Here is a 24,663-nt window from a genome sequence, read left to right on the forward strand (position 1 = left end):
CGACCGTCATCGGGGTGTCTGTTGTCTGTCTCATCTTCCGCCTCTGGGTTCGGTGGCAGGATGCCCCCAACCTCATCTTTATTCGTAAATATTATGGCAGCGCGGTGGAATCGCGTCAATCTGGCGCGTATCTGTGGGGGTGCGCGTGACAAATCGGCACTTTTTGGCACCTTGACCCCGCCCGGTGCAGATGCACCTTTGTCGGCAGCGGGGAGGCACCATGACAGAAATGACATCCATCGACGCGGTCCAGAAGATGCTGGATGCGCAAGGCTACGTTTGCGGGCGCGCGCTTGCCACGGTCGTGTTCCTGAGCCTCAGGCTGGGCCGGCCGCTGTTCCTTGAGGGGGAGGCGGGCGTCGGCAAGACCGAGATTGCCAAGGCCATGGCGGCCGGGCTGAACCGGAGGTTGATCCGCCTGCAATGTTACGAGGGGCTGGACGCGGCATCGGCGGTCTATGAATGGAACTTTCCGGCCCAGATGGTGGCGATCCGCAGCGCCGAGGCAACGGGGGGCACGGATAGCGCCGCGCTCACCAGATCGCTTTTCAGCGATGAATTCCTGATCGAACGCCCGCTGCTGCAGGCCCTGCGACCGGATGAGAACGGCGCGCCGATCCTGCTGATCGACGAGCTGGACCGCACCGATGCGCCTTTCGAGGCCTTCCTGCTGGAGGCGCTCAGCGATTTTCAGGTCACCATCCCCGAGATGGGCACCATCACGGCGCCGGAGCCGCCCATCGTGATCCTGACCTCCAACCGCACGCGGGAGGTGCATGACGCGCTCAAGCGCCGCTGTCTCTATCACTGGGTGGATTATCCCGATTTCGGGCGCGAAATGGAAATCCTTGCCGCCCGCGCGCCGGAAGCCGCAGAGGCGCTGAGCCGCGAGGTGGTGGCCTTTGTCCAGCAGCTGCGCACCGAGGACCTGTTCAAGAAACCCGGCGTGGCCGAAACCATCGACTGGGCCAAATGCCTGCTGGCGCTGGACGTGATGACCCTCTCGCCCGAGGTGATCGCGGATACGCTGGGCGCGGTGCTGAAATACCAGGACGACATCGCCAAATTGCAGGGATCCGAGGCCAAGCGCATTCTCGACCAGGCGCGCGCCAGCCTGGAACCGGCATGATCCTCTTTTTGGCAGAAAATATCTCGGGAGGTTTGGAGGGCAGCGCCCTCCATTCAGCCAGTCATGGCTGAACTGCCGCCGCTTGAATTGCCCGATGACCCCAAGCTTGCGGGCAACATCACCCATTTCGCCCGCGCCCTGCGCCGGGCCGGCCTGCCCATCGGGCCGGGCCGGGTGATCGACGCGATCCGCGCGGTCCAGGCGGCAGGCTTCACCGACAGGCGCGACTTCTACTGGACCCTGCATGCCTGTTTCGTGAACCGGCCCGAACACAGGCGCGTCTTTGCCCAGCTGTTCCGGCTCTACTGGCGCGATCCGCGGTACCTTGAACATATGATGGCCGCGATGCTGCCCGCGATCCGGGGGGTGCAGGTGGACCGGCCCGCCCAGGCCGCCGAGAAACGCGCGGCGGAGGCGCTGCTGGACGGGGCAGAGGCCCCGCCGGGTGAGGATGCGGAGGAGCCGCGCGACGAGGATGCGCTGATCGAGCTGGACGCAAGCCTGACCATGTCCGCCGCGGAACGGCTGAAGACGCTGGATTTCGAACAGATGAGCCTGGCGGAGGTGGCCGAGGCGAAACGGATGCTGGCACGGCTGAAGCTGCCGGTGAAACCGATCCCCTCCCGGCGCGGAATGGTGTCGCAGCGGGGCCGGATCGACGCGGCCCGCAGCCTGCGCGGCGCGCTGCGGCGGGGCGGGGAGATGGACAGGCTCGCCTTCAAGACACCGCGCCCGCGCTATCCCAACCTCGTGGTGCTTTGCGACATTTCCGGGTCGATGAGCCAGTATTCCCGCGTGATCCTGCATTTCCTGCATGCGGTCAGCAATGCGCGCGGGGCAGGCTGGGCGCAGGTGCATGCCTTTACCTTCGGCACCCGGCTGACCAACATCACCCGGCACCTGGCCACCCGTGACGTGGATGCGGCACTGGCCGCCGCCGGGGCAGAGGCGCAGGACTGGGAGGGCGGCACGCGGATCGGGGCCTGTCTGGAGATGTTCAACCGAGACTGGTCGCGCCGGGTCATGGGGCAGGGCGCGGTGGTGCTGCTGATCACCGACGGGCTGGACCGGGATGCGGGCGGGGACGGCGTGAAAGAAAGTGCCCTTGCCCGTCAGATGCAGCGCCTGCATCTGACGGCGCGGCGGCTGATCTGGCTGAACCCGCTGCTGCGCTGGGACGGGTTTGCGCCCAAGGCGGCGGGCATCCGTGCGATGCTGCCCCATGTGGACAGTTTTCGCGCAGGCCATTCGATTGCCTCGCTCGAAGAACTGGCGGCGGTGATCTCGAAACCGGATGACACCGGCGAGAAGACGCGCCTGATGGGGGTGTTGGAAAATTGAGCGCCTTAAGGCGCATTACATTATTGTTTTTTGCGCTGCAGGTCTCACCAAAACCAATGGATTTCGGACCCGTCTTTGATCGCGCCCGTCATGGCAACGCGCGCGGCGCTTCCCAAGGGAAATAGCCGTCTCCCCAAAGGGGCCCCTCGGCGATTTCCCTTGGCAATCACCCCGCGCGCCGCCGTTCCTTGCGCAAGCAAAGGCGGCTCCGAAACCAAAGGTTCAGGCGAAAGTGGCGGCGAAGGTGGTGCGGTAGGTCTCTGACAGGTCGGCCAATGGGGCGGAGACGCCGCCGAAGCTGACCTCGCTGCCGCCGAATTTGCCGACGCTGGTCAGGGTCACACCCGCGCGGGAGGCGGCGATCATCAGCGCCTCGGCCTGGTCGAAGTTGCAGGCAATCAGGTAGCGGGCCTGGTCCTCTCCGAAAAGGGTCGGGGTGTCGCCCGCGTCCAGCGAGACGCCGACGCCGGACTTTTCGGCAAGTTCGAAAGCCGCCAGTGCCAGACCGCCGTCGCTGAGGTCGGTACAGGCCTTGATGTGGGCGCGGTTGGCGCGGATGAAATCGCCATGGGCCTTTTCCGCCGCCAGATCGACCGGCGGCGCGTCGCCTTCGACGCGGCCGTGGACACGGGCGAGCAGGGCGGACTGGCCCAGGTGGCCTGTGGTTTCGCCCAGTACCAGCGCCACATGGCCGTCGCGCACCTCGCAGCCGATGATCTCGTCGGGATGGGTGATCAGCCCCACCGCCCCGATGGTCGGGGTGGGCAGGATGCCGGTGCCGTCGGTCTCGTTGTAGAGCGAGACGTTGCCCGAGACGATCGGCATGTCCAGCGCGGTGACGGCGGCGCCAATCCCCTTGATGGCACCCACGAACTGGCCCATGATCGCGGGCTTTTCGGGGTTGCCGAAGTTCATGTTGTCGGTGGTTGCCAGCGGGGTCGCCCCCACGGCGGTCAGGTTGCGGTAGGCCTCGGCGACGGCCTGTTTGCCGCCCTCGACCGGGTTCGCCTTGACGTAGCGCGGTGTCACATCCGAGGTGAAGGCGATGGATTTGTCGGTGCCATGCACCCGGATGATGCCGGCCCCCAGACCCGGCGTGCGGGCGCTGTCGCCCATGACCATGGTGTCGTATTGCTCGTAGACCCAGGCCTTGGAGGCGTGGTTCGGATCGGACAACAGTGCGCGCAACCCGTCGATGGGATCGACCCCCGGCACATCGGTCAGCGGTGCCGCGGGGGGTGTTTCCTCCCAGGGGCGGTCATATTCGGGGGCGGTCGATGCCAGTTTGCTCAGCGGCAGGTCGGCCTTGACCTCGCCGTTCAGGGTGATCAGGAAACGGTCCTCGGCAATGGTTTCGCCGACGATGGCGAAATCGAGGTCCCATTTCACGAAGACCGCGCGCGCCTCGGCCTCAAGCTCGGGCTTGAGCACCATGAGCATGCGTTCCTGGGATTCCGACAGCATCATTTCATAGGCGGTCATGTTCTCTTCGCGCTGGGGCACCGCTTCCAGGTTCAGCCGCACGCCAAGGCCGCCCTTGTCGCCCATTTCCACCGCAGAGCAGGTCAGGCCCGCCGCGCCCATGTCCTGGATCGAGATCACCGCGCCGGTCGCCATCAGTTCCAGCGTCGCTTCCATCAGGCGCTTTTCGGTGAAAGGGTCGCCGACCTGCACGGTGGGGCGCTTTTCCTCGATGGTGTCGTCGAATTCGGCAGAGGCCATGGTGGCCCCGCCAACGCCGTCACGCCCGGTCTTGGCACCAAGGTAGACCACCGGCATGCCGACGCCCGAGGCGGCGGAGTAGAAAATCTTGTCCGCATCCGCGAGGCCCGCGGCGAAGGCGTTGACCAGGCAGTTGCCGTCATAGGCCGCGTCAAAGCGGACCTCGCCGCCCACGGTGGGCACGCCAAAGCAATTGCCGTAACCGCCGACACCCGCCACGACACCATGCACCAGCTGGCGCGTCTTGGGGTGGTCGGGGCGGCCGAAGCTCAAGCTGTTCATCGCTGCAATGGGCCGCGCGCCCATGGTGAAGACATCGCGCAGGATGCCCCCCACGCCGGTGGCAGCCCCCTGATAGGGTTCGATGTAGGAGGGGTGGTTGTGGCTTTCCATCTTGAAGACCAGCGCCTGACCGTCGCCGATATCGACCACGCCTGCGTTTTCGCCGGGGCCGCAGATCACCTGCGGGCCGGTGGTGGGCAGGGTGCGCAGCCACTTCTTGGAGGATTTGTAGGAACAATGTTCGTTCCACATGGCCGAGAAGATCCCCATCTCGGTGTAATTCGGCGCCCGTCCCAGGATCGCATTCACCTCGGCGAATTCCTCGGGGGTGAACCCGTGCGCTTTGATGATTTCCGGTGTGATCTCAGGTTCGGTCATGTGCGGTATCCCCGATGGCGTTCATGGGGCTGTCTTAATTGAAGCGCAGGAAGGGGAAAAGGGCAAAGCGGCCTTCAATCCGTGCTGTCAGGACCTGACCGGATGCTGTCGCGGGTTTGTCACGCAAGGCCGGTCGCGCGGGGCCAAAAAAAAGGCCGAGCACGAAGCTCGGCCCAAGTCCAACAGGGAGGTATGAAGCGACGCGCCTGGAACTCGTTCGAAGCGCATCAATCTTCATAACGCTGAATTAGGTAGCACCGTGCCCTGGATCAAGTCAGTTTTTCAATTTCCATAGCATGTCGGGTATGCTTGTTGCGCATAGCTTAGGCGTTTTCTTTATCCCGCAGGCGTTTACGGTAGGTAATAATCTCATCCTGGACGAAATCCCGGAAGGCGGCGACGCGTTTTGATTGCCGCAATTCCTCCGGATAGGCGAGAAAAACCGGGACATCCGCCGACTCGATATCCGGCAGGATGCGCACAAGGTCGGGAAAGTCCTGTGTCAGGTAGTCGGGGAGAACCCCGATTCCCAGATCGTGCAGCACGCCCTGAAGCACGCCGAAGTAATTGTTCACCGTCAGCAGGGACCGCACGTCGTTCAGCATGAGCTGCTGGACAAGGTTCTGGCCCGCCGCAACCTGGGCGCTTTCGGTATTCTGGCAGATCAGCCGATGGTCGGACATATCCTCAAGCCGGATCGGCGTGCCGTTCGCCTTCAGATAGGCAGGGGTTGCGTAAAGGCACATGCGGATCATCATCAGCTTCTTGCGGATCAGGTCCGCTTGGCTGGGTTCCTTCATGCGGATGGCCACATCGGCTTCGCGCATGGGCAGGTCAAGCACGCGTTCCTCCAGCATCAGATCGACGGAGAGGTCCGGATATTTCTCGTAGAGCTTGGGCAGGCGCGGGGCGAGCCAGAGCGTGCCGAAGCCGGTGGTGGTGGTCACCCGCAGCTGGCCAAAGACCTCTTCCTCGCTGTCGCGGATGCGTGCGGTGGCGGCATCGACCCGCTTGGTCATCGACCGCGTTGCATCGAACAGCAGCTCGCCTTGTTCGGTCAGGATCAAGCCGCGCGCGTGGCGGTGAAACAGATTGGTGTTCAGCTGTTCTTCCAGCCCGCGGATCTGGCGGCTGACGGCGGATTGCGACAGATTCAGTTTGTCACCCGCATGGGTGAGCGAGCCGGCATCGGCCACGGCATGAAAGATTCTGAGTTTGTCCCAATCCATGATCGGCGCTTTCTTTGGCTTTGTCTGTCTCTATCCTAAATAGATATAAGATAAAGTCTCACAGTTGGAATATTGCGGAGATACGGCAAAAAACCCGCTATACAGGTCAGCATTAATGACCTATGTATCCCGTATCACGCGAACCGACGTTCTGGGAGGACGCCATGACAACGCAGAAAATCTCACTCAACGATCGTTTCGACCTTGATAAGAGCCCTGTGCTCCTGAACGGCACGCAGGCGCTGGTGCGGATGATGCTGATGCAGGCGGCGCGCGACAAGGCGGCGGGGCTGAATACCGCGGGTTACGTGACCGGATATCGCGGCAGCCCGCTAGGGGCGGTGGACCTGCAGATGGCACGGGCCGAGAAGGTGCTGACGGAACATCAGGTCCGCTTTGAGCCGGGTCTGAACGAGGATCTGGCCGCGACGGCGCTTTGGGGCAGCCAGCAGGCGGAACTGCGCGGTGAGGGCAGATACGACGGCGTATTCGGGCTTTGGTATGGCAAGGGGCCGGGCGTGGACCGGTCGGGCGACGTGATGCGCCATGCCAATATGGCGGGCACCAGCAAGCACGGCGGCGTGCTGATGGCGATGGGCGATGACCATACCGGTGAATCCTCCACCGTGCTGCATCAGTCCGAATGGGCGATGGTGGATGCCTATATGCCCGTGGTCTCGCCTGCCGGGGTGCAGGAAATACTCGATTACGGCATCTACGGCTGGGCACTGAGCCGGTTTTCCGGTCTCTGGGTTGGCCTGAAGACGATGAAGGACACGGTGGAGGCGACCTCTGTCGTCAACGGCGATCCGCATCGCATGCAGCTGGCGGTGCCGGAGATCGACCTGCCCCAGGGCGGGCTGAACATCCGTCTGCAGGACACGCCGCATCTGCAAGAGGCGCGGATGATCGACCACAAGCGTTTTGCGGCGGAAGCCTTTTCACATGCCAACAAGATGGACAAACGCCTTTGGGGCAAGCGCGGGGCCAAGATCGGCTTTGTCGCGGCGGGCAAGAACTGGCTTGATCTGATCCACGCCATGAGCCTGCTCAACATCGACCAGAACGAGGCGGAGCGGCTGGGCATCACGCTCTACAAGGTCGGGCAGACCTTTCCGCTGGACATGCATGGGTTTCATGACTGGGCAGAGGGGCTGGATCTGGTCGTGGTGGTCGAGGAAAAGCGCAAGCTGATCGAGATCCAGATCAAGGAGGCGCTGTTCAACGACACCCACCGCCGCGTTTATGGCTGGCACAAGTCCGGCGCGGGGATGGAGCACGGCGAGGAGCTTTTCCCGACACGGGGTGCGCTGGACCCGATCTGGATTGCGGAAAAGCTGGGCGGCATCCTGCTGGAAGAGGGCCGCGACACCGATGGCATCCGCGCCGGCCTGCAATCGCTCGACGATGCGCGCCGTGCCGACAACGCCGAGGATATCGCAGCGCGCACACCCTATTTCTGCTCGGGCTGTCCGCACAACAGTTCGACCAAGCTGCCCGAGGGCGCGCGCGCCTATGCCGGGATCGGCTGTCACTACATGGTGCAGTGGATGGACCGCGAAACCACCGGCTTTACCCATATGGGCGGCGAGGGCGCGAACTGGATCGGCGAGGCGCCGTTTTCCACCCGCAAGCATGTGTTCCAGAACCTCGGCGATGGCACCTACAACCACTCCGGTGTGCAGGCGATCCGTGCCGCGATCGCTGCCAAGACCAATATCACCTACAAGATCCTCTATAATGACGCGGTGGCCATGACCGGTGGCCAGCACAATGAGGGCGACCTGGATGCGCCGCGCATCGTGGCCGAATTGCGCGCCATGGGGGTCAAGCACCTGGCCGTGGTCTATGACGAGAAAGAAGACGTGGATTTTGCCGCCTTCAAGGGGGTGCCGCTGCATGAACGCGCCGAACTGATGAAGGTGCAAAAGCAGTTCGAACAGATCGAAGGCGTTTCGGCCATCGTCTATATCCAGACCTGCGCCGCCGAGAAACGCCGCCGCCGCAAGCGGGGGCTGTTCCCCGACCCGGACAAGCGGGTGTTCATCAACACGGATGTCTGCGAGGGCTGTGGCGATTGCGGCGTGCAGTCGAACTGTGTCTCCATCGTGCCCCAGGACACGGAACTGGGCCGCAAGCGCGCCATCGACCAATCGTCCTGCAACAAGGATTTCTCCTGCGTCAAAGGGTTCTGCCCGTCTTTCGTGACGCTGGAAGGGGCCAAGGTACGCAAGGACCCCACCACCAAAATCGACATTCCCGATCTGCCTTTACCCGATCTGCCCGTGATCAAGGGCACCCATAACGTTGTGGTCACCGGGGTCGGCGGCACCGGGGTTGTGACCATCGGTGCGGTTCTGGCGCAGGCGGCGCAGCTTGATGGCAAGGGGGCCGGCATGATGGAAATGGCGGGCCTCGCCCAGAAGGGCGGCGCGGTCCACATCCATTGCCGCATCGCCGAGCGGCCTGAAGACATCAGCGCCATCCGTGTCGCCACCGGCGAGGCCGATGCCCTGATCGGCGGCGACCTTGTTGTCTCGGCGGGCAACAAGACGCTGGGGCTGACGCGCGCCGGGCGCACTGGTGCGGTGGTCAATTCGCACCAGATCATCACCGGCGAATTTACCCGCGATACCGAATTCCAGATGCCCTATGACCGGCTGACCCTGGCGCTGGAGGCGCGGCTGAAGCAGGATGTGGCGCTGTTCGATGCCTCCGATCTTGCCAAGGCGGCGCTGGGCGACAGCATCTATTCCAACATGATGGTCTTTGGTGGCGCCTGGCAGAAGGGTCTGATCCCGCTGAGCTTCGAGTCCATCGAGGAGGCGATCCGCCTGAACGGTGCCGCGGTCGAACGCAACCTGCGCGCCTTCGAGATCGGGCGCTGGGCGGTGCTTTATCCCGAGGATGCGGCGGCGGTGATCACGCCCAAGGTCGTGTCGCTGCCCAAATCGCTGGACGACAGGATCGCCTATCGCAAGGAGCATCTGACCGGTTATCAGGGCAAGGGGCTGGCCAAACGCTATGGCAAGATGCTGGACCAGATCAGTGACCCCAGGGTGAAAGAAGCGGTCGCGCTGGGCTATCACAAGCTCTTGTCCTACAAGGATGAATACGAAGTCGCCCGCCTGCTGCTGCGCAGCCGGGAACAGGCCGCCGCTGAGTTCGACGGTGATTTCAAGATGACCTTCCACATGGCCCCGCCGATCATCTCGAAACAGGGGCCGGACGGCCGCCCGGTGAAGCGTGAGTTCGGCCAGTGGCTGGAAAGACCGCTGCGGATGATGGCGGGCATGAAGCGCCTGCGCGGCACGCCGCTGGATGTCTTTGGCTATACGGCCGAGCGCAGGATGGAGCGCGCGCTGATCAAGCAGTATGAGGGGGATATGGCCGATGTGCTGCCCCGGCTGACCGACCGGACCCGCGATGCCATCGTGGCGCTGGCCGAACTGCCGCTGCAGATCCGAGGCTTCGGCCCGGTCAAACAGGCCAATGAAGCCAAGGCCGCCAAACGGCGCGAGGAGCTGCTGGCGGTGATCCGGTCCGGCGGGGCGGAAGCCGCAAAGGCGGCGGAGTAACTGTCACGCGACTGTTGCATTTCGCCGCTATCTGATGCGCCGTGACCGTCGTTCAGGAGCCGCGATGCCCAAGCTGAGACCGGACCGGGCCAGTGACATATCCTACGCATGGTCCGCGCAAAGCCGCGGGGGGCGTGCGCTGATCCGGTTGATGGAAAATTCCACCGGCCGGCTGCGCCTGATCAGGCGTGCGGCGGGCTACGAGGACGAGATCGGCGCGGGGGCATGTTTTTTCGACGTGATGGCGGCGCGCTACGGGCTCTCGCTCGATGTGGTGGCGGGCAGTCTGGACCTGATTCCGCGCAGCGGGCCGGTGATCTTTATCGCCAATCACCCCTATGGCATTCTGGACGGGCTGATGCTGGGCCATATGATGTCGCGCAGCCGTGGGGATTTCAGGATCCTCGCCAATGCGGTGTTCAACCGTGCGCCGGACCTGAACCGCCATCTGCTGCCGATTGATTTTGCACCCGGTAGGGAGGCGCTGGCGCTGAACCTGGCGACCCGCAAGGCCGCGCTGGACTATCTGGGGCAGGGCGGCACCATCGGCATCTTTCCCGGCGGCACCGTCAGCACGGCGGCCAGACCCTTTTCGCGGCCGCTGGACCCCGGCTGGCGCAGCTTTACCGCGCGGATGATCGCCAAATCCGATGCGGTTGTCGTGCCGGTCTTTTTCGACGGCCAGTGCAGCCGGATGTTCCAGATTGCCAGCCATCTGCACGCCACTTTGCGCATGGGTCTGCTGATCAAGGAGTTCAGCAAACGCGTGGATACGCCGGTGCGTGTCGCCATCGGCGCGCCGCTGGGGCGTGACCTTCTGGACCCGCTGCGCGGCGATGCAAAAGCGATGATGGATTTCCTCCGCAAAGCGACATATGAGTTGTCCCCGAACCCGGTTCATGCGCATGAACTGGGCTATGAATTCGAAGCAAGGCATCGCGCCTGAAGGGACGACATGGCGGTTGGCATTTTTGACAGTGGGTTGGGCGGTCTGACCGTCTGGCAGGCGGTGCAGGCGCGTTTGCCTGAGGTGGATTTCACCTATATCGCCGACAGCGCCCATGCGCCCTATGGCGTGCGGACGTCTGATGACATCTACAATCTGACCACGGCGGCGGTGCAGCGCCTGTTCGATGCGGGCTGCGATCTGGTGGTTCTGGCCTGCAACACGGCCTCTGCCGCAGCGCTGCGGCGGATGCAGGAATCATGGGTGCCCACGGACAAGCGTGTGCTTGGGGTCTTTGTCCCGATGATCGAGGCGCTGACCGAACGGCAATGGGGCGACAACTCCCCGCCGCGCGAAGTGGCGCTGAACCATGTTGCGCTTTTTGCCACGCCCGCAACCGTCGCCAGCCGCGCCTTTCAGCGCGAATTGTCGTTCCGCGCCATCGGCGTGGACGTGGAGGCGCAGGCCTGCGGCGGCGTGGTCGATGCCATCGAAGAGGGTGATTTCATCCTGGCAGAAGCCTTGGTGCGCAGCCATGTGGATGCATTGAAACGCAAGATGCCGCATCCGCAGGCCGCGATTCTGGGCTGTACCCATTATCCGCTGATGCAGGATGCCTTTCAGGATGCCCTGGGCGCCGATGTGCAGGTGTTCAGCCAGGCCAATCTGGTGGCCGAAAGCCTGGCCGATTACCTGACCCGGCATCCCAACATGCTGGGCACGGGCGAACGGGCCTTTCTGACAACGGGTGACCCCAAGCAGGTGAGCGCCCGCGCGACCCAGTTCCTGCGACGACCGATCACATTTACCGCCGCCTGAACCCCCGATATTCCATCCCCTGCAAGAGGGACCACGACATGACCCATAACATCGCCATTCTTGGCGCATCCGGCTATACCGGTGCTGAACTTATCCGGCTGATCGCCGGACATTCCTCCATGACAATCAAGGCCTTGGGTGCGAACTCGAAGGCCGGGCAAAGCATGGCAGAAGTGTTTCCGCACCTGCGCCACCTTGATCTGCCCGCCCTGGTGACCATCGAGGAAATCGACTTTTCCGACATCGACCTGTGTTTCTGCGCCCTGCCGCACAAGACCTCGCAAGAGGTGATCGCGGCGCTGCCGAAAGACCGCAAGATCGTTGATTTGTCAGCGGATTTCCGGCTGCGCGATCCGGCGGCCTACAAGAAATGGTATGGCAACGACCATGCCGCGCTGGCGCAGCAGGAGGAGGCGGTCTATGGGCTGACCGAATTCTACCGCAAGGAGATCGCCGCCGCGCGGCTGGTGGCGGGCACGGGCTGCAACGCGGCCACGGGGCAGTTTGCCCTGCGCCCGCTGATCGAGGCCGGGGTGATCGACCTGGATGAGATCATCCTGGATCTGAAATGCGCGGTGTCGGGCGCGGGCCGGTCGCTGAAGGAAAACCTGCTTCACGCGGAATTGTCCGAAGGCTACCACGCTTATTCGGTGGGCGGGACACACCGGCACCTGGGCGAGTTCGATCAGGAGTTTTCGGCGCTTGCGGGGCGGCCCGTGAAGGTGCAGTTCACGCCGCATCTGGTCCCGGCAAATCGGGGTATCCTCGCGACATGCTACGTGAAAGGTGAGGCGCAAGCCATTCATGACGCGTTGAAAAATGCCTATGAGGCCGAGCCGTTCATCGAGGTTCTGCCGCTGGGCGAGGCCCCCAGCACAAGGCATATTCGCGGCTCGAACTTCTGCCATATCGGCGTGGTGGCGGACCGGATCGAAGGGCGCACCATTGTCATCGCGGCGCTGGACAACCTGACAAAGGGTTCCAGCGGGCAGGCATTGCAGAACGCCAACCTGATGTTAGGTATTGCAGAGACCGAGGGGCTGATGATGGCGCCCCTGTTCCCGTGAGGCCATGCTAAGCCGATGAAAAGCCTGAAAAAGCAACGCCGTATTCAAGTGATCGCCGTGGCGGTGGTGGCGCTGGTCGCCGCCACTGCGCTGATCGGCTATGCGATGCGCGACGGCATCAACTTTTTCCGCGCGCCCTCTCAGGTGATGGCGGAACCGCCCGCGCCGACAGAAGTGTTCCGCATCGGCGGGCTGGTGGAAGAGGGCAGTCTGATCCGCGGCGATGGTGAGGTCGTGCGCTTCAACGTGACCGATGGCGGGGCCACGGTGCCGGTGACCTTCAGCGGTGTCCTGCCGGATCTCTTTGCGGAAAATCAAGGTATGGTCGGCACCGGCCGTTACATCAACGGTGTTTTCGAAGCCACTGAAATCCTTGCAAAACACGATGAAACCTACATGCCGAAAGAGGTCGTGGACGCGCTCAAGGCGCAGGGCGTCTACAAGGACCCCGAAGGCTGAGCAACGCGCGCTGCCGCCAGATCTGTTAACCATTCTCTGAGCAGTCTTTGCCCCGATCAACGGGCAAGGAGCAGCAGCAATGCAGACGGTCAGGCAGATCGCCGAGGCCATCGTGGCGCGGGAAGGCGGATTCGTGAATGATCCGGACGATCCGGGCGGGGCCACGAACTTTGGTGTGACAATCCACACGATGCGGCGGCTGGGGCTGGACCTGACCGGGGACGGGCAGGTCGACGTCAGCGATGTGCGCAGCCTGACCCGCGCGCAGGCCGTCGATATCTTCATCCGGCATTATTTCGAAAGGCCGCTGATCGGGGAATTGCCCGGCATCCTGCAACCCAGTGTCTTTGACATGTATGTCAACGCGGGGGCCAATGCGGTGAAGATCCTGCAACGGCTGTTGCGCGACATGGGATATGACGTGGTGGTTGATGGCGCGCTGGGGCCGCAAAGCATCGGCGCGGTGCGCGGGGCCATGCGGCGGGGCGCTGATGCCTTTGTCGATGCCTATGGGATCGCGCGCCGGAACTATTATTTCAGACTGGCAGACCGCCGCCCGGCCAGCCGCAAATATGCGCGCAACCGGGCGGGCGGCAAGGGCGGCTGGATCCTCCGGGCCGAGGAATTCATCTCGCCGCAGTATCATCTCAGCACGGCGGCATTTCGGCAAAGGATCTCGGCATGGGGATAATCGGACGCATCTTTGGCTCGATGTTCGGGGGCGAGCGTAACGTGGTGCGCGAAACCGTGGAAGTCTTTCGCGAGAACGCAGAGGCGGGGGCGGTGCGGGCCGCGGCGGCGCAGGGGCAGGCGATGTCGCAATATGGCGCGGAATTCGCGGTGGCGCGGCAGGGCGGCTTTGACCGTTTCATGGATGGGCTGAACCGCCTGCCACGCCCGGCGCTGGCGCTGGGGACGATGGGGCTGTTCGTCTCGGCCATGGTTGATCCGCTGTGGTTTTCAGAGCGTATGCAGGGCATCGCCCTGGTGCCGGAGCCGCTGTGGTGGTTGCTGGGGGTGATCGTGTCCTTCTATTTCGGGGCACGCCATCAGGTCAAAGCCCAGCAGTTCCAGCGCGAGATTGCAGGCACGGTCACCCGGCTGCCCCAGGTGCTGGAGAACATCAGCGCCATCAAGGCCCTGCGCAGCGACAGCCCGCGGGCGGCAGAAACCGGCAATGACGCGGGCCTTTCCCTGGCGGTGATCACACCCGACAGCAACCCGGCGCTGGAGGCCTGGAAGCGCGCGGCCTGACAGTTGCGCAGGCTGCGACGCTTTGATGCGCCGATTGTGACAGAATCCCGTGGCGGGTGCCCCGGCCCCCGCCTATAATCGGGGCATGATCACAGAACTCGGACATTTCGCGCTGATCCTCGCCTTTGCGGTGGCGATCGTTCAGATGATCGTGCCCCTGATCGGGGCGCAGAAACGCTGGCCCGGCTGGATGGCGGTGGCGGAACCGGCGGCAGGCGCGCAGTTTGCCCTGACGGCACTGAGTTTCGGCGCGCTGATGTGGGCTTTCATCAACTCCGATTTCTCGCTGAAGCTGGTGGTCGAGAACAGCCATTCGGCGAAACCGATGCTGTACAAGATCAGCGGCACCTGGGGCAATCACGAGGGCTCCATGCTGCTCTGGGTGCTGATCCTGACGCTGTTCGGCGCCATGGCGGCCTGGTTCGGGGGCAACCTGCCGCCCAGCCTGCGGGCGCGGGTGCTGTCGGTGCAATCGGCCATCGCGGTGGCGTTCTTCGCCTTCATCATCTTCACCTCCAACCCTTTCCTGCGGCTGGAGACACCGCCCTTTGACGGGCGTGACCTGAACCCGTTGCTGCAGGACCCGGGTTTGGCCTTTCATCCGCCGTTCCTCTACCTTGGCTATGTGGGCCTCAGCATGGCGTTCAGCTTTGCCGTGGCGGCGCTGATCGAGGGGCGGGTGGATGCCGCATGGGGCCGCTGGGTGCGGCCCTGGACACTGGCGGCCTGGATCTTCCTGACCATCGGCATCGCGCTGGGGTCCTGGTGGGCCTATTACGAGCTGGGCTGGGGCGGTTTCTGGTTCTGGGACCCGGTGGAAAACGCCAGTTTCATGCCCTGGCTGCTGGCGGCGGCGCTGCTGCATTCGGCCATCGTGGTGGAAAAACGCGAAAGCCTGAAAAGCTGGACGATCCTGCTGGCGATCCTCGCCTTCGGATTCTCGCTGATCGGCACCTTCATCGTGCGCTCGGGGCTTCTGACCTCTGTTCATGCCTTTGCCAACGATCCCGAACGCGGCGTGTTCATCCTGGCGATCATGGCCTTTTTCATGGGCGGCGCGCTGATCCTCTTCACCCTGCGCGCGGGCGCGATGGAGGCCAAGGGCGTCTTTGGACTGGTCAGCCGCGAATCTGCCCTGGTGGTGAACAACCTGCTGCTGGCGGTGGCCTGTTTCGTGGTCTTTGTCGGCACCATGTGGCCGCTGCTGGCCGAGATGTTCTTTGACCGCAAGCTGAGCGTCGGGCCGCCCTTCTTCAACGCGGCTTTCACCCCCTTCATGGTGCTTCTGGGGCTGATCCTGCCGGTGGGGTCGGTGCTGCCCTGGAAACGGGCGCGCATTGCCCGTGCTGTCCGGCCCTTGCGCTATGCCTTTGTGCTGGCGCTGGCGGTGGGCGGGCTGGCCTGGACGATGCAGTCGGGGCGCAGCCTGCTGGGGCCGATGGGCCTGTTCCTCGGGGCCTGGCTGGTGGCCGGTGTGGTTGTCGAACTGGCGCAGCGCACGGGGCGCGGGGCGGGACGCTGGGCGCGGCTGCGCCGGCTGCCGCGCGCGGACTGGGGCAAGGCCGTGGCCCATGCGGGGCTTGGCGTGACCATGGCGGGCATCGCCGGGCTGACCGCCTGGACACAGGATGACATCCGCGTGGCCCAGATCGGGCAGCCCTGGGATGTGGGCGGCTACACCCTGACGCTGAACGAGGTGAACGAGATACGCGGACCGAACTATCAGGCGACGCAGGCCGATGTGACCCTGTCGAAGGACGGCAGCGTGATCTCGCAGCTCAAGCCCGAGAAACGGTTCTACCCGGTCGCCCGTATGCCCACGACCGAGGCTGCCATCGACTACAACCTCGCGCGGGATGTCTATGTGGTGATCGGGGATCAGCAGGACAATGGCGGCTGGACCGTGCGGGTCTATGTCAAGCCGCTGACCAACTGGATCTGGATCGGCTGCGGGCTGATGGCGCTGGGAGGGCTGTTGAGCCTGAGCGACCGGCGCTTCCGCGTGGCGGCAGGCGCGCGCAAGACCCGCGCCACGCCGGTGCCTGCGGCATGAAACGTCTTGTCCTGATCCTGATGCTGCTGGCCTCGCCGCTGGCTGCCGTGCAGCCCGATGAGATGCTGGAGGATCCCGCGCTGGAGGCACGGGCGCGGGACCTGTCCAGGGGGCTGCGTTGTCTTGTCTGCCGCAACGAAAGTATCGATGAGAGCAACGCAAGTCTCGCGCGTGACCTGCGCATCCTGCTGCGCGAGCGGTTGGTTGCCGGGGACACGGACGCCGAAGCGGTGGATTTCATCGTGCAACGCTACGGCGAATATGTGCTGCTGCGGCCCGAGGTGACGGGGGCGAACTGGCTGCTCTGGGGGGCGGGGCCGCTGATGCTGCTGATCGCGGGGGGTGTCGGCTTTGTCTATCTGCGCGGCCGGTCGCGTGCCACCCAGGCCGGAGAGACACCTCTGAGCCCGGAGGAAGAGGCCCGGCTGCGCGAGATTCTCAAGGATTGACGTGCGGTTTTGCTGGTCCGTGTGACCCGCTTTGGTATCAAGGGGCAAAGGCCTCAAGCGAAGGATACCGTAAACATGGAATATCAGACGATCACCTATGATGTGGCAGAGGGCATTGCCACGATCACGCTGAACCGTGCGGACAAGATGAACGCATTGACCACGCAGATGCGCGCCGAGATTGCACATGCCGCAACCCAGGGCGGCAAGGAAGCGCGGGTGGTGGTGATCACCGGGGCGGGCAGGGCGTTCTGCTCCGGCCAGGATCTGGGGGATCGGGCCACCGCGGCCTCTGTCGATCTGGAGCGCACGCTGCGCGATGAATATGCGCCGATGCTGCGTGCCATCGTGAACTGCCCGGTGCCGACCATTGCTGCGGTGAACGGACCGGCGGCGGGGGCAGGGGCGAACCTGGCGCTGGCCTGTGACGTGGTTTTTGCCACTGAAAGCGCCTATTTCATGCAGGCCTTTACCCGGATCGGCCTGATCCCCGACGCGGGCGGCACCTATGTGATGCCGCGCAACATGGGCACGGCCAAGGCTATGGGGGCCGCACTTTTTGCGGACAAGATCAGCGCGCGGCAGGCCGACGACTGGGGCATGATCTGGGAAGCTGTTGCAGATGCGGATTTTGCGGCCCATTGGCAGGCCCGCGCGGCGCAGCTGGCGCAGGGGCCGACAGCGGCCTATGCCGGGGTCAAACAGGTGATCCGGGGGACCTGGGACAATTCCTATGAAGATCAGCTGGCGCAGGAGGCCGAGACGCAAGGCCAATGCGGCGCAACGCGTGATTTCAAGGAAGGGGTGCTGGCCTTTACCGAGAAACGCAAGGCGACCTTCGAGGGGCGCTGAATGTCGGACCCTGTGGCCCGGTGTGGGCTCCGGGGCTTTTGCGGTCTTTCGCATCAGCCTTGAGACACCCCTGATCTGAAATCCGTGACTTCAGGCAGTTGCTGATGGGTGCACATATCGACGGCCTTGGGCATCGACTTTCATCAGAACGGGGCAGTCAAAACCGACATCCTCAGCCCGCATGAGCCACATTGAAAGTGGATATTCAGACTGGCCAGATCGGGAGTCTGCTGTGCGGGACTTTGCTGCCGTTTGCTGCGAAACGTCAAGCCGCGCATCGACGGGCCGTGGTGCGGCGATCCGACCTCTGTGACTGGCACTTTATGGCAGCCAAGCACATTCTACCCGTCTGTCAGGCATAATAGCAGCCAAATCGCCGTGCCAGGGGACGGCCCGGCGATGCGCGGCGGCCTGCGGCCTTGATTCCGCGCGAGGGTAGAGGAAAGGGCTCTTTCCTGACCTTCGCCGCGCAGTCCACGAACTGCCGTTCGAAAGCAATCCAGTTGAAAGGCTTGCGGAATTCTGTCGGTCTTCCGAGCCGATGGGTGATGAAATGGATGCAAATCAGCAGGTGGTTCAAGTTTGACGCGAAACGCGCCGGCAGCGCGATGCCGGTCAGACCGAGCGTTCCACCAGCAGCACATCGTCCTTGCTGGGGGCGGGGCCATTGGCGCTGGCCACAACGGCGACCGCAACACCATCCGCCAGAACCGTATGGACCGTACCCGACACCTGCCGGATGGTGATTTCCGGCGGGGTCTGCCCCTTGTCATAGATCACGGCGATCTGATCGTTGTCACGCAGGCCTGCGGGCACCAGCGCGCCCTGCGGCCCCGGTCCTGACCGCGCCGCGGTGGGCAACAAGCCTGCCGCGCGGTCCCAGCGCAATCTGCCCTCCATCGGGCGGTCCGAGCGGCAATCTGTCATGTGGGCCTCCATTTCCGCAAGGGACCGGGCGCAACTGTTTTGTAACGGATCGGGACCAGAACAGGCCGCAACAAAGCCTGATCTGTTCGTGTGGTCCGGATCAGTGTGGCAACGACCAGCACAATCGACCCGCATGAAAACCAAAGCGACATGGTGCCTCCTCGCTACATTTCTCAACAGGTTAACGGTGCTTTTGAAGGGCGGTCAAGCAACCTCGCAGATTGTCTGGAAGGGCGAAACAATGCCACAATTTAGCCATGTTTCAGGGGCCGGTGTTTCGCATTGGGCAATGACGGCTGAAACAGTCGGCAGGCTCAGCGGCCTTTGGTTCTTGGGCGCGGAAGGGAAAGTTGTGATTCTTGGCGGTCAGCCGAACCGGCAGCTGATCCGCCGGCGAAGATCAGCACCCCGAAAACTTCCCGTTCTGATGGGAAGGTTGTTTACGTTTGGGCAACAAAGCGAAACGCCCCGTTGAACGGGGCGTTTGCCGGGGTCGGATCACCGGTTTTCGATGTCCGTGTAATCGCGGGCGGTCTGGCCAAGGTACAATTGGCGCGGCCGGCCGATCTTGTTCTGCGGATCGGCGATCATTTCCTTCCACTGCGAAATCCAGCCGACGGTCCGCGACAGCGCGAAGATCGGGGTGAACATCGAGGTGGGGAAGCCCATGGCCTCAAGGATGATGCCCGAATAGAAATCCACGTTCGGGAACAGTTTCTTTTCCGCGAAATACGGATCGTTGAGCGCCTGTTTCTCAAGTTCCTTGGCAACCTGCAGGATCGGGTTGTTCTCCACACCCAGCAGTTCCAGAACCTCGTCCGCGCTCTCCTTCATCACGGTCGCACGCGGGTCGAAGTTCTTGTAGACGCGGTGGCCAAAGCCCATCAGGCGGAACGGATCGTTCTTGTCCTTGGCGCGGGCAATGAATTCGGGGATGCGGTCGGGCGTGCCGATTTCCTTGAGCATTTCCAGGCAGGCCTGGTTGGCGCCGCCGTGGGCAGGGCCCCAGAGACAGGCAATGCCCGCCGCGATACAGGCAAAGGGGTTGGCCCCGGAGGAGGACGCCAGACGCACCGTGGAGGTGGAGGCGTTCTGCTCGTGATCCGCATGCAGGGTAAAGATGCGGTCCATCGCCCGGCTCAGGATCGGATCGACGACATATTCCTCTGCCGGGACGGCAAAGCACATGCGCAGGAAGTTGGACGCATAGTCCAGATCGTTGCGCGGATATTCGAAGGGCTGGCCGATGGTGTATTTATAGGCCATCGCGGCGATCGTCGGCATCTTGGCGATCAGGCGGATCGACGCGACCTCGCGCTGCCAGGGATCGTTGATGTCGGTGCTGTCGTGATAAAAGGCGGACATTGCGCCCACCACGCCCACCATGACCGCCATCGGGTGCGCATCGCGCCGGAACCCGCGGAAGAAGTTCATCATCTGCTCGTGCAGCATGGTGTGGTTGGTCACGCGGCTTTCGAAATCCTCAAGCTCTGCGGGGGAGGGAAGCTCACCGTATAGCAGCAGGTAGCAGACTTCGAGGTAATGCGATTTGGCGGCCAGCTGGTCGATGGGATAGCCCCGGTGCAGCAGGATCCCGGCATCGCCGTCGATATAGGTGATGGTGCTGTCGCAAGCGGCGGTGGAGGTGAAGCCGGGGTCATAGGTAAAGACATTGGCCTGCGCATAGAGCTTGCGGATGTCGACCACGTCGGGGCCTGCGGTTGGCGAAAAGATCGGCAGATCATAGTTTTTGCCGTCGATGGTCAGCGTTGCGGATTTCGTGCTCTCAGTCATGCGGTCCCTTCCCCTTGAGCTGGCGGCAGGGCGTATTGCCCGCCGTCACGACGAGGCCCTGAGACAGGACCTGCCGATGTGTTATCGCGCGTGGCGTTTCCAGGGGGTTAACCCTGTTCACGCCGCCGCATCCGTCAGTCGGGCGAGGGTCTCATCACGTCCCAACACGAGCATCATGTCAAAAACGGATGGGGTGACCGCGCGCCCAGCAAGGGCAGCCCGAAGGGGCCCTGCGAGTTTGCCGAATTTGGTATCATGCGCAGCCGCAAAGCTGTTCATTACCTCTTCCAGCGTTTCCTTGGTCCAGCTAGCATCTTGCAGGTGCGGCGTCAATTCCGCCAGTAAGCCACGGGTCTCCGCATCCAGCGCCTTTTGCGCCTTCTCGTCCGGCTCCACAGGACGGTGCGTCAGAACAAAATGTGCCTTTTCAATGAGTTCAGGCAATGTCTTTGCCCGTTCCTTGAGGCAATACATGGCCCGCTCCAAACCCTGCGCCTGATCGGGATCAAGCGGGGGCAGACCGGCTGCCGCCAGGTAGCCCTGACATTCTTGCCGCAGCGCGGCATCATCCGAGACCGCGATATGCTGCCCGCAGATGTTTTCCAGCTTTTTCAGGTCGAACTGTGCGGGGCTCTTGCGGATCCCGTCCAGGTCGAACCAGTCGCGCGCCTGGGCATCGGTAAAGAATTCATCGTCGCCATGGCTCCAGCCCAGCCGGGCCAGATAATTGCGCATGCCTGCGGCGGGATAGCCCATCGCCTGATATTCCTGTGCGCCCAAAGCGCCGTGGCGTTTCGACAGTTTCTTGCCGTCCGACCCGTGGATCAGCGGGATATGCGCCCAGACCGGCACATCCCAGCCCATCGCCTGATAGATCATCATCTGGCGCGCGGCATTGTTCAGGTGGTCATCCCCCCGGATCACATGGGTCACGCCCATGTCATGATCATCCACGACAACCGCCAGCATGTAGACCGGTGTGCCATCGGAACGTAACAGCACCATGTCATCAAGCTGTGCGTTGGAAATGGTCACATCGCCCTGCACCTGGTCACGGATCACCGTCTGGCCCTCCTGCGGGGCCTTGATGCGGATGACATAAGGGGCATCGGGGTGGCTGGCGGGGTCCGCATCGCGCCAGGGGGACTGGTAAAGCGTGCTGCGGCCCTCGGCCTTGGCGGCCTCGCGGAAGGCGTTGATTTCTTCCTGCGTGGCAAAGCACTTGTAGGCCTTGCCGGCCTCCAGCAGGGCATTGGCCACTTCCGCATGGCGCGGCGCATTTTCGAACTGGCTGACGATCTCGCCATCATGGTCCAGGCCCAGCCAGGCCAGACCCTGCAGAATCGCATCTGTCGCCTCCGGGGTCGAACGGGCGCGGTCGGTATCTTCGATCCGCAGCAGGAACCTGCCGCCCTTGCCGCGCGCATAAAGCCAGTTGAACAGCGCGGTCCGCGCGCCGCCGATGTGCAGGAAACCGGTGGGAGACGGGGCGAAACGGGTGACGACTTCGGCGGACATGGGGGATGTTTTCCTAACAAATTCTGACGTGCTCAGCCTCGTGTTAATCTCTTGTTCATCACGGGGCCTCTAGGGTGCTGCCTGTCTATCCAGTGCGGTGCGCGGGGGCAAGCATGGGCCTATGCGGGCGCATTTCCAATTCTGCAGGCAAGGTGCTGCTGGCACAGCGCGGCGGCCTGATCTGCTGGGTGCCGGTCTGCCTGGCGGCGGGCGTCGGCAGCTATTTTTCACTGGCCACGGAGCCTGACCTGCCGGTGCTTGCAGGGCTTGCCGCGACGGCGCTGCTGATGCTGGTGCTGGCCCGCTTCCTGCCGGAGCCGGTGGCGCCCCTTGCCTTTGGCACGGCGCTTTGCCTGATCGGGGTATTGCTGGCGGCGGGCCGGGCGCATCGCGTCGCGGGGCCGGTGCTGGGCTGGCGCTATTACGGGCCGGTTGAGGGGCGGATTGTCGCGATGGACCGGAGCCAGTCCGATGCGCTGCGCCTGACGCTGGATCAGGTGCGGCTGGCGCGGGTGTCACCTGCGCGAACCCCTGACCGGGTGCGGCTGTCGCTGCATGGCGGTGCGGGGATCACGCCCGAACCGGGGCTGCGGGTGATGACCACGGCCCATCTGTCGCCCCCCGCCGGTCCGGTGGAGCCGGGCGGATTCGATTTCCAGCGCCACGCCTGGTTTGCGCGGCTGGGCGCCGTCGGCTATACCCGCGTGCCGCTGCTGGGGGTGGCAGAGGCGCGGGATGGCCATGCGGGGCTGGCGGTGTTTCGCATCCGCATGGCGGCCTCTGCCCGCATCCGGCAGGTTCTGCCCGGTGACATTGGCGGCTTTGCCGCCGCCATCACCACCGGCGACCGCAGCGCCATCAGCCGCGAGGCGCTGGAGGCCTTGCGCGCCAGCAACCTGGCGCATCTGCTGGCAATCTCGGGGCTGCACATGGGGCTGCTCAGCGCGGTGGTGCTGGGCGCGCTCAGGTTGCTGCTGGCCGCGCATCCGATTACGGCCCTGCGCTGGCCGGCAAAGGGGATCGCGGCCGGTGGTGCGCTGGTCGCGGCGGCAGGTTACCTCGCGCTGTCGGGCGGCAACGTGGCGACGGAGCGGGCCTTTATCATGGTGGCTGTGGCGCTGGGGGCGCTGATGATCGGGCGGCGGGCGCTGTCCCTGCGGGCGGTGGCGATTGCGGCAACGCTGGTGCTGATCCTTCGGCCAGAGGCGCTGATGGGGCCGGGGTTCCAGATGTCTTTTGCCGCGACAACGGCGCTGGTTGCGGTCTTTGGCTGGCTCAGGGCGGTCGATATGGGCTGGTTGCCGCCCTGGCTGAAACCCGCCTTTGCGGTCTTTGTCTCCTCCGCCGTGGCGGGGCTGGCCACTGCGCCGATTGCGGCGGCGCATTTCAACACCATTGCCCATTACGGGCTGATCGCCAACCTGGTGTCGGTGCCGCTGATGGGGGTGCTGATCATCCCCGCCGCCGTGGCGGCGCTGGTGCTGGCCCCCTTCGGTGCAGAGGCGCTGGGGCTTTGGGTGATGGGGCTGGGCCTGCGCTGGATTCTCGGCGTGGCCCATTGGATCGCCGGGCTGGAGGGCGCGCGCGGCTATGTGGTGGGGCCGGGGGCCTGGGTGATCCCGCTGCTGGCACTGGGGTTCCTGCTGCTGATCCTCTGGCAGGGCCGTTTGCGCCTTGCGGGCATGCCCGTGATGGCACTGGCCCTTGTCCTTTGGCAGGGGGCGCAGCGGCCCGCTGTTCTGATCTCTGACACCGGCGCATTGGTTGGGGTGATGACCCCGCAGGGCCGGGCGCTGAGCCGGGAGCGCACCGCCGGATTTGTCGCGCGCAACTGGCTGGAGAATGATGGCGACGGTGGCGGACAGCTGGAGGCCGCCCTGCGCTGGCCGGAGGGGGGCAAGGTCATCCACCTGAGCGGCAAGCGGCGTCTGGCGGCATTCGAGGGATGTGCGCCGGGGCAGATTGTCGTCGTCTCTGTCCCTGCGGCCGATCTGGCGCAGGCGCCCTGCGATGTCTTTGACCCGCTGCTGCTGAAACACACAGGCGCGCTGGCGCTGACACCGGGCAAGCAGGGCTGGACCCTGACAACGGCCCGCGAACGGACCGGTGACAGGTTATGGACCCATTGGCCCCCGGCAAAGCCGGAGGCCGCGCCGGATCAATATGTGCGGATCAGCCCGACCAGACGGCCCTGAACCTTGACCCGGTCGGCGGCCAGCACCCGCGCCTCATAGGCCGGGTTCGCGGCCTCCAGCGCGATGGAGGTGCCGCTGCGTTTGAAGCGTTTCAGCGTCGCCTCAAGGTCATCGACCAGCGCCACGACGATATCGCCGTTGTCGGCGGTGGAGGTCTCGCGGATCACCACGACATCGCCGTCGTTGATCCCGGCCTCGATCATCGAATCGCCTTTGACTTCAAGCGCGTAATGTTCGCCCTTGCCCGAAACCATGCCGCCGGGCACGGAAACGCGGTGGGTTTCGTGATTGATCGCCTCGATCGGGACACCGGCGGCGATCTGCCCCATCACCGGCAGATCCAGCGCCGTGGCCTGGACCGCCATGGCCTGGGCCGGCGGCGGGCTGTCGGGGCGGTCCCCCTCGATCACGCGGGGGGTAAAGCCGCTGGGCGCGCCGCCCAGGCTTTCGGGCAGTTTCACAATCTCAAGCGCGCGGGCGCGGTGCGCCAGACGGCGGATGAAACCGCGTTCCTCAAGCGCCGTGATCAGGCGGTGAATGCCGGATTTCGACCGCAGATCAAGCGCGATCTTCATTTCGTCAAAGCTGGGCGGTACGCCGTCGCGCTGCACACGTTTCTGGATGAATGCCAACAGATCGAGTTGTTTTTTGGTAAGCACGGCCCGTCCCTT

At 64.0% G+C, this 24,663-nt stretch carries 21 protein-coding genes; 14 read left to right on the top strand and 7 right to left on the bottom strand.

Features of this window, described 5'->3' with window-relative positions; all coding sequences use genetic code 11:
• Positions 1–220: 220 nt before the first annotated feature.
• Together O4H53_RS04560 and O4H53_RS04565 are read left to right on the top strand one after the other, a co-directional pair.
• Positions 221–1,129 carry an AAA family ATPase gene (locus O4H53_RS04560; RefSeq protein ID WP_269361688.1) on the top strand — a complete coding sequence of 303 codons (909 nt, stop codon included), beginning with the start codon at positions 221–223 and terminating at the stop codon, positions 1,127–1,129.
• 63 nt (positions 1,130–1,192) lie between these two features.
• Positions 1,193–2,470 (top strand): vWA domain-containing protein, encoded by a 1,278-nt coding sequence (locus O4H53_RS04565; RefSeq protein ID WP_269361689.1) that lies wholly within the window; start codon positions 1,193–1,195, stop codon positions 2,468–2,470.
• A 222-nt stretch (positions 2,471–2,692) separates the two neighbouring features.
• On the opposite strand, the gene purL is transcribed toward O4H53_RS04565, so the two are convergent.
• The 3 genes from purL to O4H53_RS04580 form a co-directional block, all read right to left on the bottom strand.
• Positions 2,693–4,852: a phosphoribosylformylglycinamidine synthase subunit PurL gene (purL, locus tag O4H53_RS04570; protein WP_269361690.1), complete on the bottom strand. Its 2,160-nt coding sequence runs from the start codon at positions 4,850–4,852 to the stop codon at positions 2,693–2,695.
• Positions 4,853–4,886: 34 nt separating this feature from the next.
• Positions 4,887–5,090 (bottom strand): hypothetical protein, encoded by a 204-nt coding sequence (locus O4H53_RS04575; protein WP_269361691.1) that lies wholly within the window; start codon positions 5,088–5,090, stop codon positions 4,887–4,889.
• An 85-nt stretch (positions 5,091–5,175) separates the two neighbouring features.
• Positions 5,176–6,081, bottom strand: coding sequence for a LysR family transcriptional regulator (locus O4H53_RS04580; RefSeq protein WP_269361692.1), 906 nt, complete (start codon positions 6,079–6,081; stop codon positions 5,176–5,178).
• A 164-nt stretch (positions 6,082–6,245) separates the two neighbouring features.
• On the opposite strand from O4H53_RS04580, the gene O4H53_RS04585 reads away from it, so the two are divergent.
• From O4H53_RS04585 to O4H53_RS04630, 10 genes are all read left to right on the top strand, one after another.
• On the top strand, positions 6,246–9,659 hold the full coding sequence (locus O4H53_RS04585) for an indolepyruvate ferredoxin oxidoreductase family protein (RefSeq protein WP_269361693.1): 3,414 nt from the start codon (positions 6,246–6,248) through the stop codon (positions 9,657–9,659).
• Between the two features lie 64 nt (positions 9,660–9,723).
• The gene (locus tag O4H53_RS04590; protein WP_269361694.1) at positions 9,724–10,605 is read left to right on the top strand and encodes a lysophospholipid acyltransferase family protein; all 882 of its coding nucleotides are present in this window, start codon (positions 9,724–9,726) and stop codon (positions 10,603–10,605) included.
• Positions 10,606–10,614: 9 nt separating this feature from the next.
• A complete protein-coding gene (locus tag O4H53_RS04595; RefSeq protein ID WP_269361695.1) occupies positions 10,615–11,424 on the top strand; it encodes a glutamate racemase in 810 nt (269 codons plus the stop codon).
• Between the two features lie 38 nt (positions 11,425–11,462).
• Positions 11,463–12,491, top strand: a complete 1,029-nt coding sequence (argC, locus tag O4H53_RS04600; RefSeq protein WP_269361696.1) for an N-acetyl-gamma-glutamyl-phosphate reductase — start codon at positions 11,463–11,465, stop codon at positions 12,489–12,491.
• 15 nt (positions 12,492–12,506) lie between these two features.
• Entirely contained in the window at positions 12,507–12,950 is a 444-nt protein-coding gene (gene ccmE, locus O4H53_RS04605; RefSeq protein ID WP_269361697.1) for a cytochrome c maturation protein CcmE, read from the top strand.
• 79 nt (positions 12,951–13,029) lie between these two features.
• Positions 13,030–13,641, top strand: coding sequence for a holin-associated N-acetylmuramidase (locus O4H53_RS04610; RefSeq protein WP_269361698.1), 612 nt, complete (start codon positions 13,030–13,032; stop codon positions 13,639–13,641).
• A complete protein-coding gene (locus O4H53_RS04615) occupies positions 13,632–14,204 on the top strand; it encodes a holin family protein (RefSeq protein ID WP_269361699.1) in 573 nt (190 codons plus the stop codon). Before O4H53_RS04610 ends, O4H53_RS04615 begins: the two co-directional genes overlap by 10 nt.
• Before the next feature lie 85 nt (positions 14,205–14,289).
• On the top strand, positions 14,290–16,257 hold the full coding sequence (locus tag O4H53_RS04620; protein WP_269361700.1) for a heme lyase CcmF/NrfE family subunit: 1,968 nt from the start codon (positions 14,290–14,292) through the stop codon (positions 16,255–16,257).
• Complete coding sequence (locus O4H53_RS04625; RefSeq protein ID WP_269361701.1) at positions 16,254–16,706, top strand: cytochrome c-type biogenesis protein; 453 nt, start codon at positions 16,254–16,256, stop codon at positions 16,704–16,706. Before O4H53_RS04620 ends, O4H53_RS04625 begins: the two co-directional genes overlap by 4 nt.
• A 75-nt stretch (positions 16,707–16,781) precedes the next feature.
• Entirely contained in the window at positions 16,782–17,558 is a 777-nt protein-coding gene (locus tag O4H53_RS04630) for an enoyl-CoA hydratase-related protein (protein WP_269361702.1), read from the top strand.
• Between the two features lie 615 nt (positions 17,559–18,173).
• Here O4H53_RS04630 and O4H53_RS04635 read toward each other — a convergent pair.
• Positions 18,174–18,485: a hypothetical protein gene (locus O4H53_RS04635; RefSeq protein WP_269361703.1), complete on the bottom strand. Its 312-nt coding sequence runs from the start codon at positions 18,483–18,485 to the stop codon at positions 18,174–18,176.
• A 133-nt stretch (positions 18,486–18,618) separates the two neighbouring features.
• Between O4H53_RS04635 and O4H53_RS04640 the strand changes: the two genes are divergently transcribed.
• Complete coding sequence (locus tag O4H53_RS04640) at positions 18,619–18,960, top strand: hypothetical protein (protein WP_269361704.1); 342 nt, start codon at positions 18,619–18,621, stop codon at positions 18,958–18,960.
• Positions 18,961–18,983: 23 nt separating this feature from the next.
• On the opposite strand, the gene gltA is transcribed toward O4H53_RS04640, so the two are convergent.
• Positions 18,984–20,279 carry a citrate synthase gene (gene gltA, locus O4H53_RS04645; protein WP_269361705.1) on the bottom strand — a complete coding sequence of 432 codons (1,296 nt, stop codon included), beginning with the start codon at positions 20,277–20,279 and terminating at the stop codon, positions 18,984–18,986.
• Between the two features lie 117 nt (positions 20,280–20,396).
• Positions 20,397–21,797 (bottom strand): glutamate--tRNA ligase, encoded by a 1,401-nt coding sequence (gene gltX / locus O4H53_RS04650; RefSeq protein WP_269361706.1) that lies wholly within the window; start codon positions 21,795–21,797, stop codon positions 20,397–20,399.
• A gap of 113 nt (positions 21,798–21,910) precedes the next feature.
• On the opposite strand from gltX, the gene O4H53_RS04655 reads away from it, so the two are divergent.
• Positions 21,911–23,992 (top strand): ComEC/Rec2 family competence protein, encoded by a 2,082-nt coding sequence (locus O4H53_RS04655; protein ID WP_269361707.1) that lies wholly within the window; start codon positions 21,911–21,913, stop codon positions 23,990–23,992.
• Here the strand turns inward: O4H53_RS04655 and lexA are convergent.
• Complete coding sequence (lexA, locus tag O4H53_RS04660; RefSeq protein WP_269361708.1) at positions 23,956–24,651, bottom strand: transcriptional repressor LexA; 696 nt, start codon at positions 24,649–24,651, stop codon at positions 23,956–23,958. The genes O4H53_RS04655 and lexA overlap by 37 nt on opposite strands.
• Positions 24,652–24,663: the final 12 nt, after the last annotated feature.

The organism is Sulfitobacter sp. G21635-S1, from assembly GCF_027213915.1.
Taxonomy (GTDB): domain Bacteria; phylum Pseudomonadota; class Alphaproteobacteria; order Rhodobacterales; family Rhodobacteraceae; genus Sulfitobacter.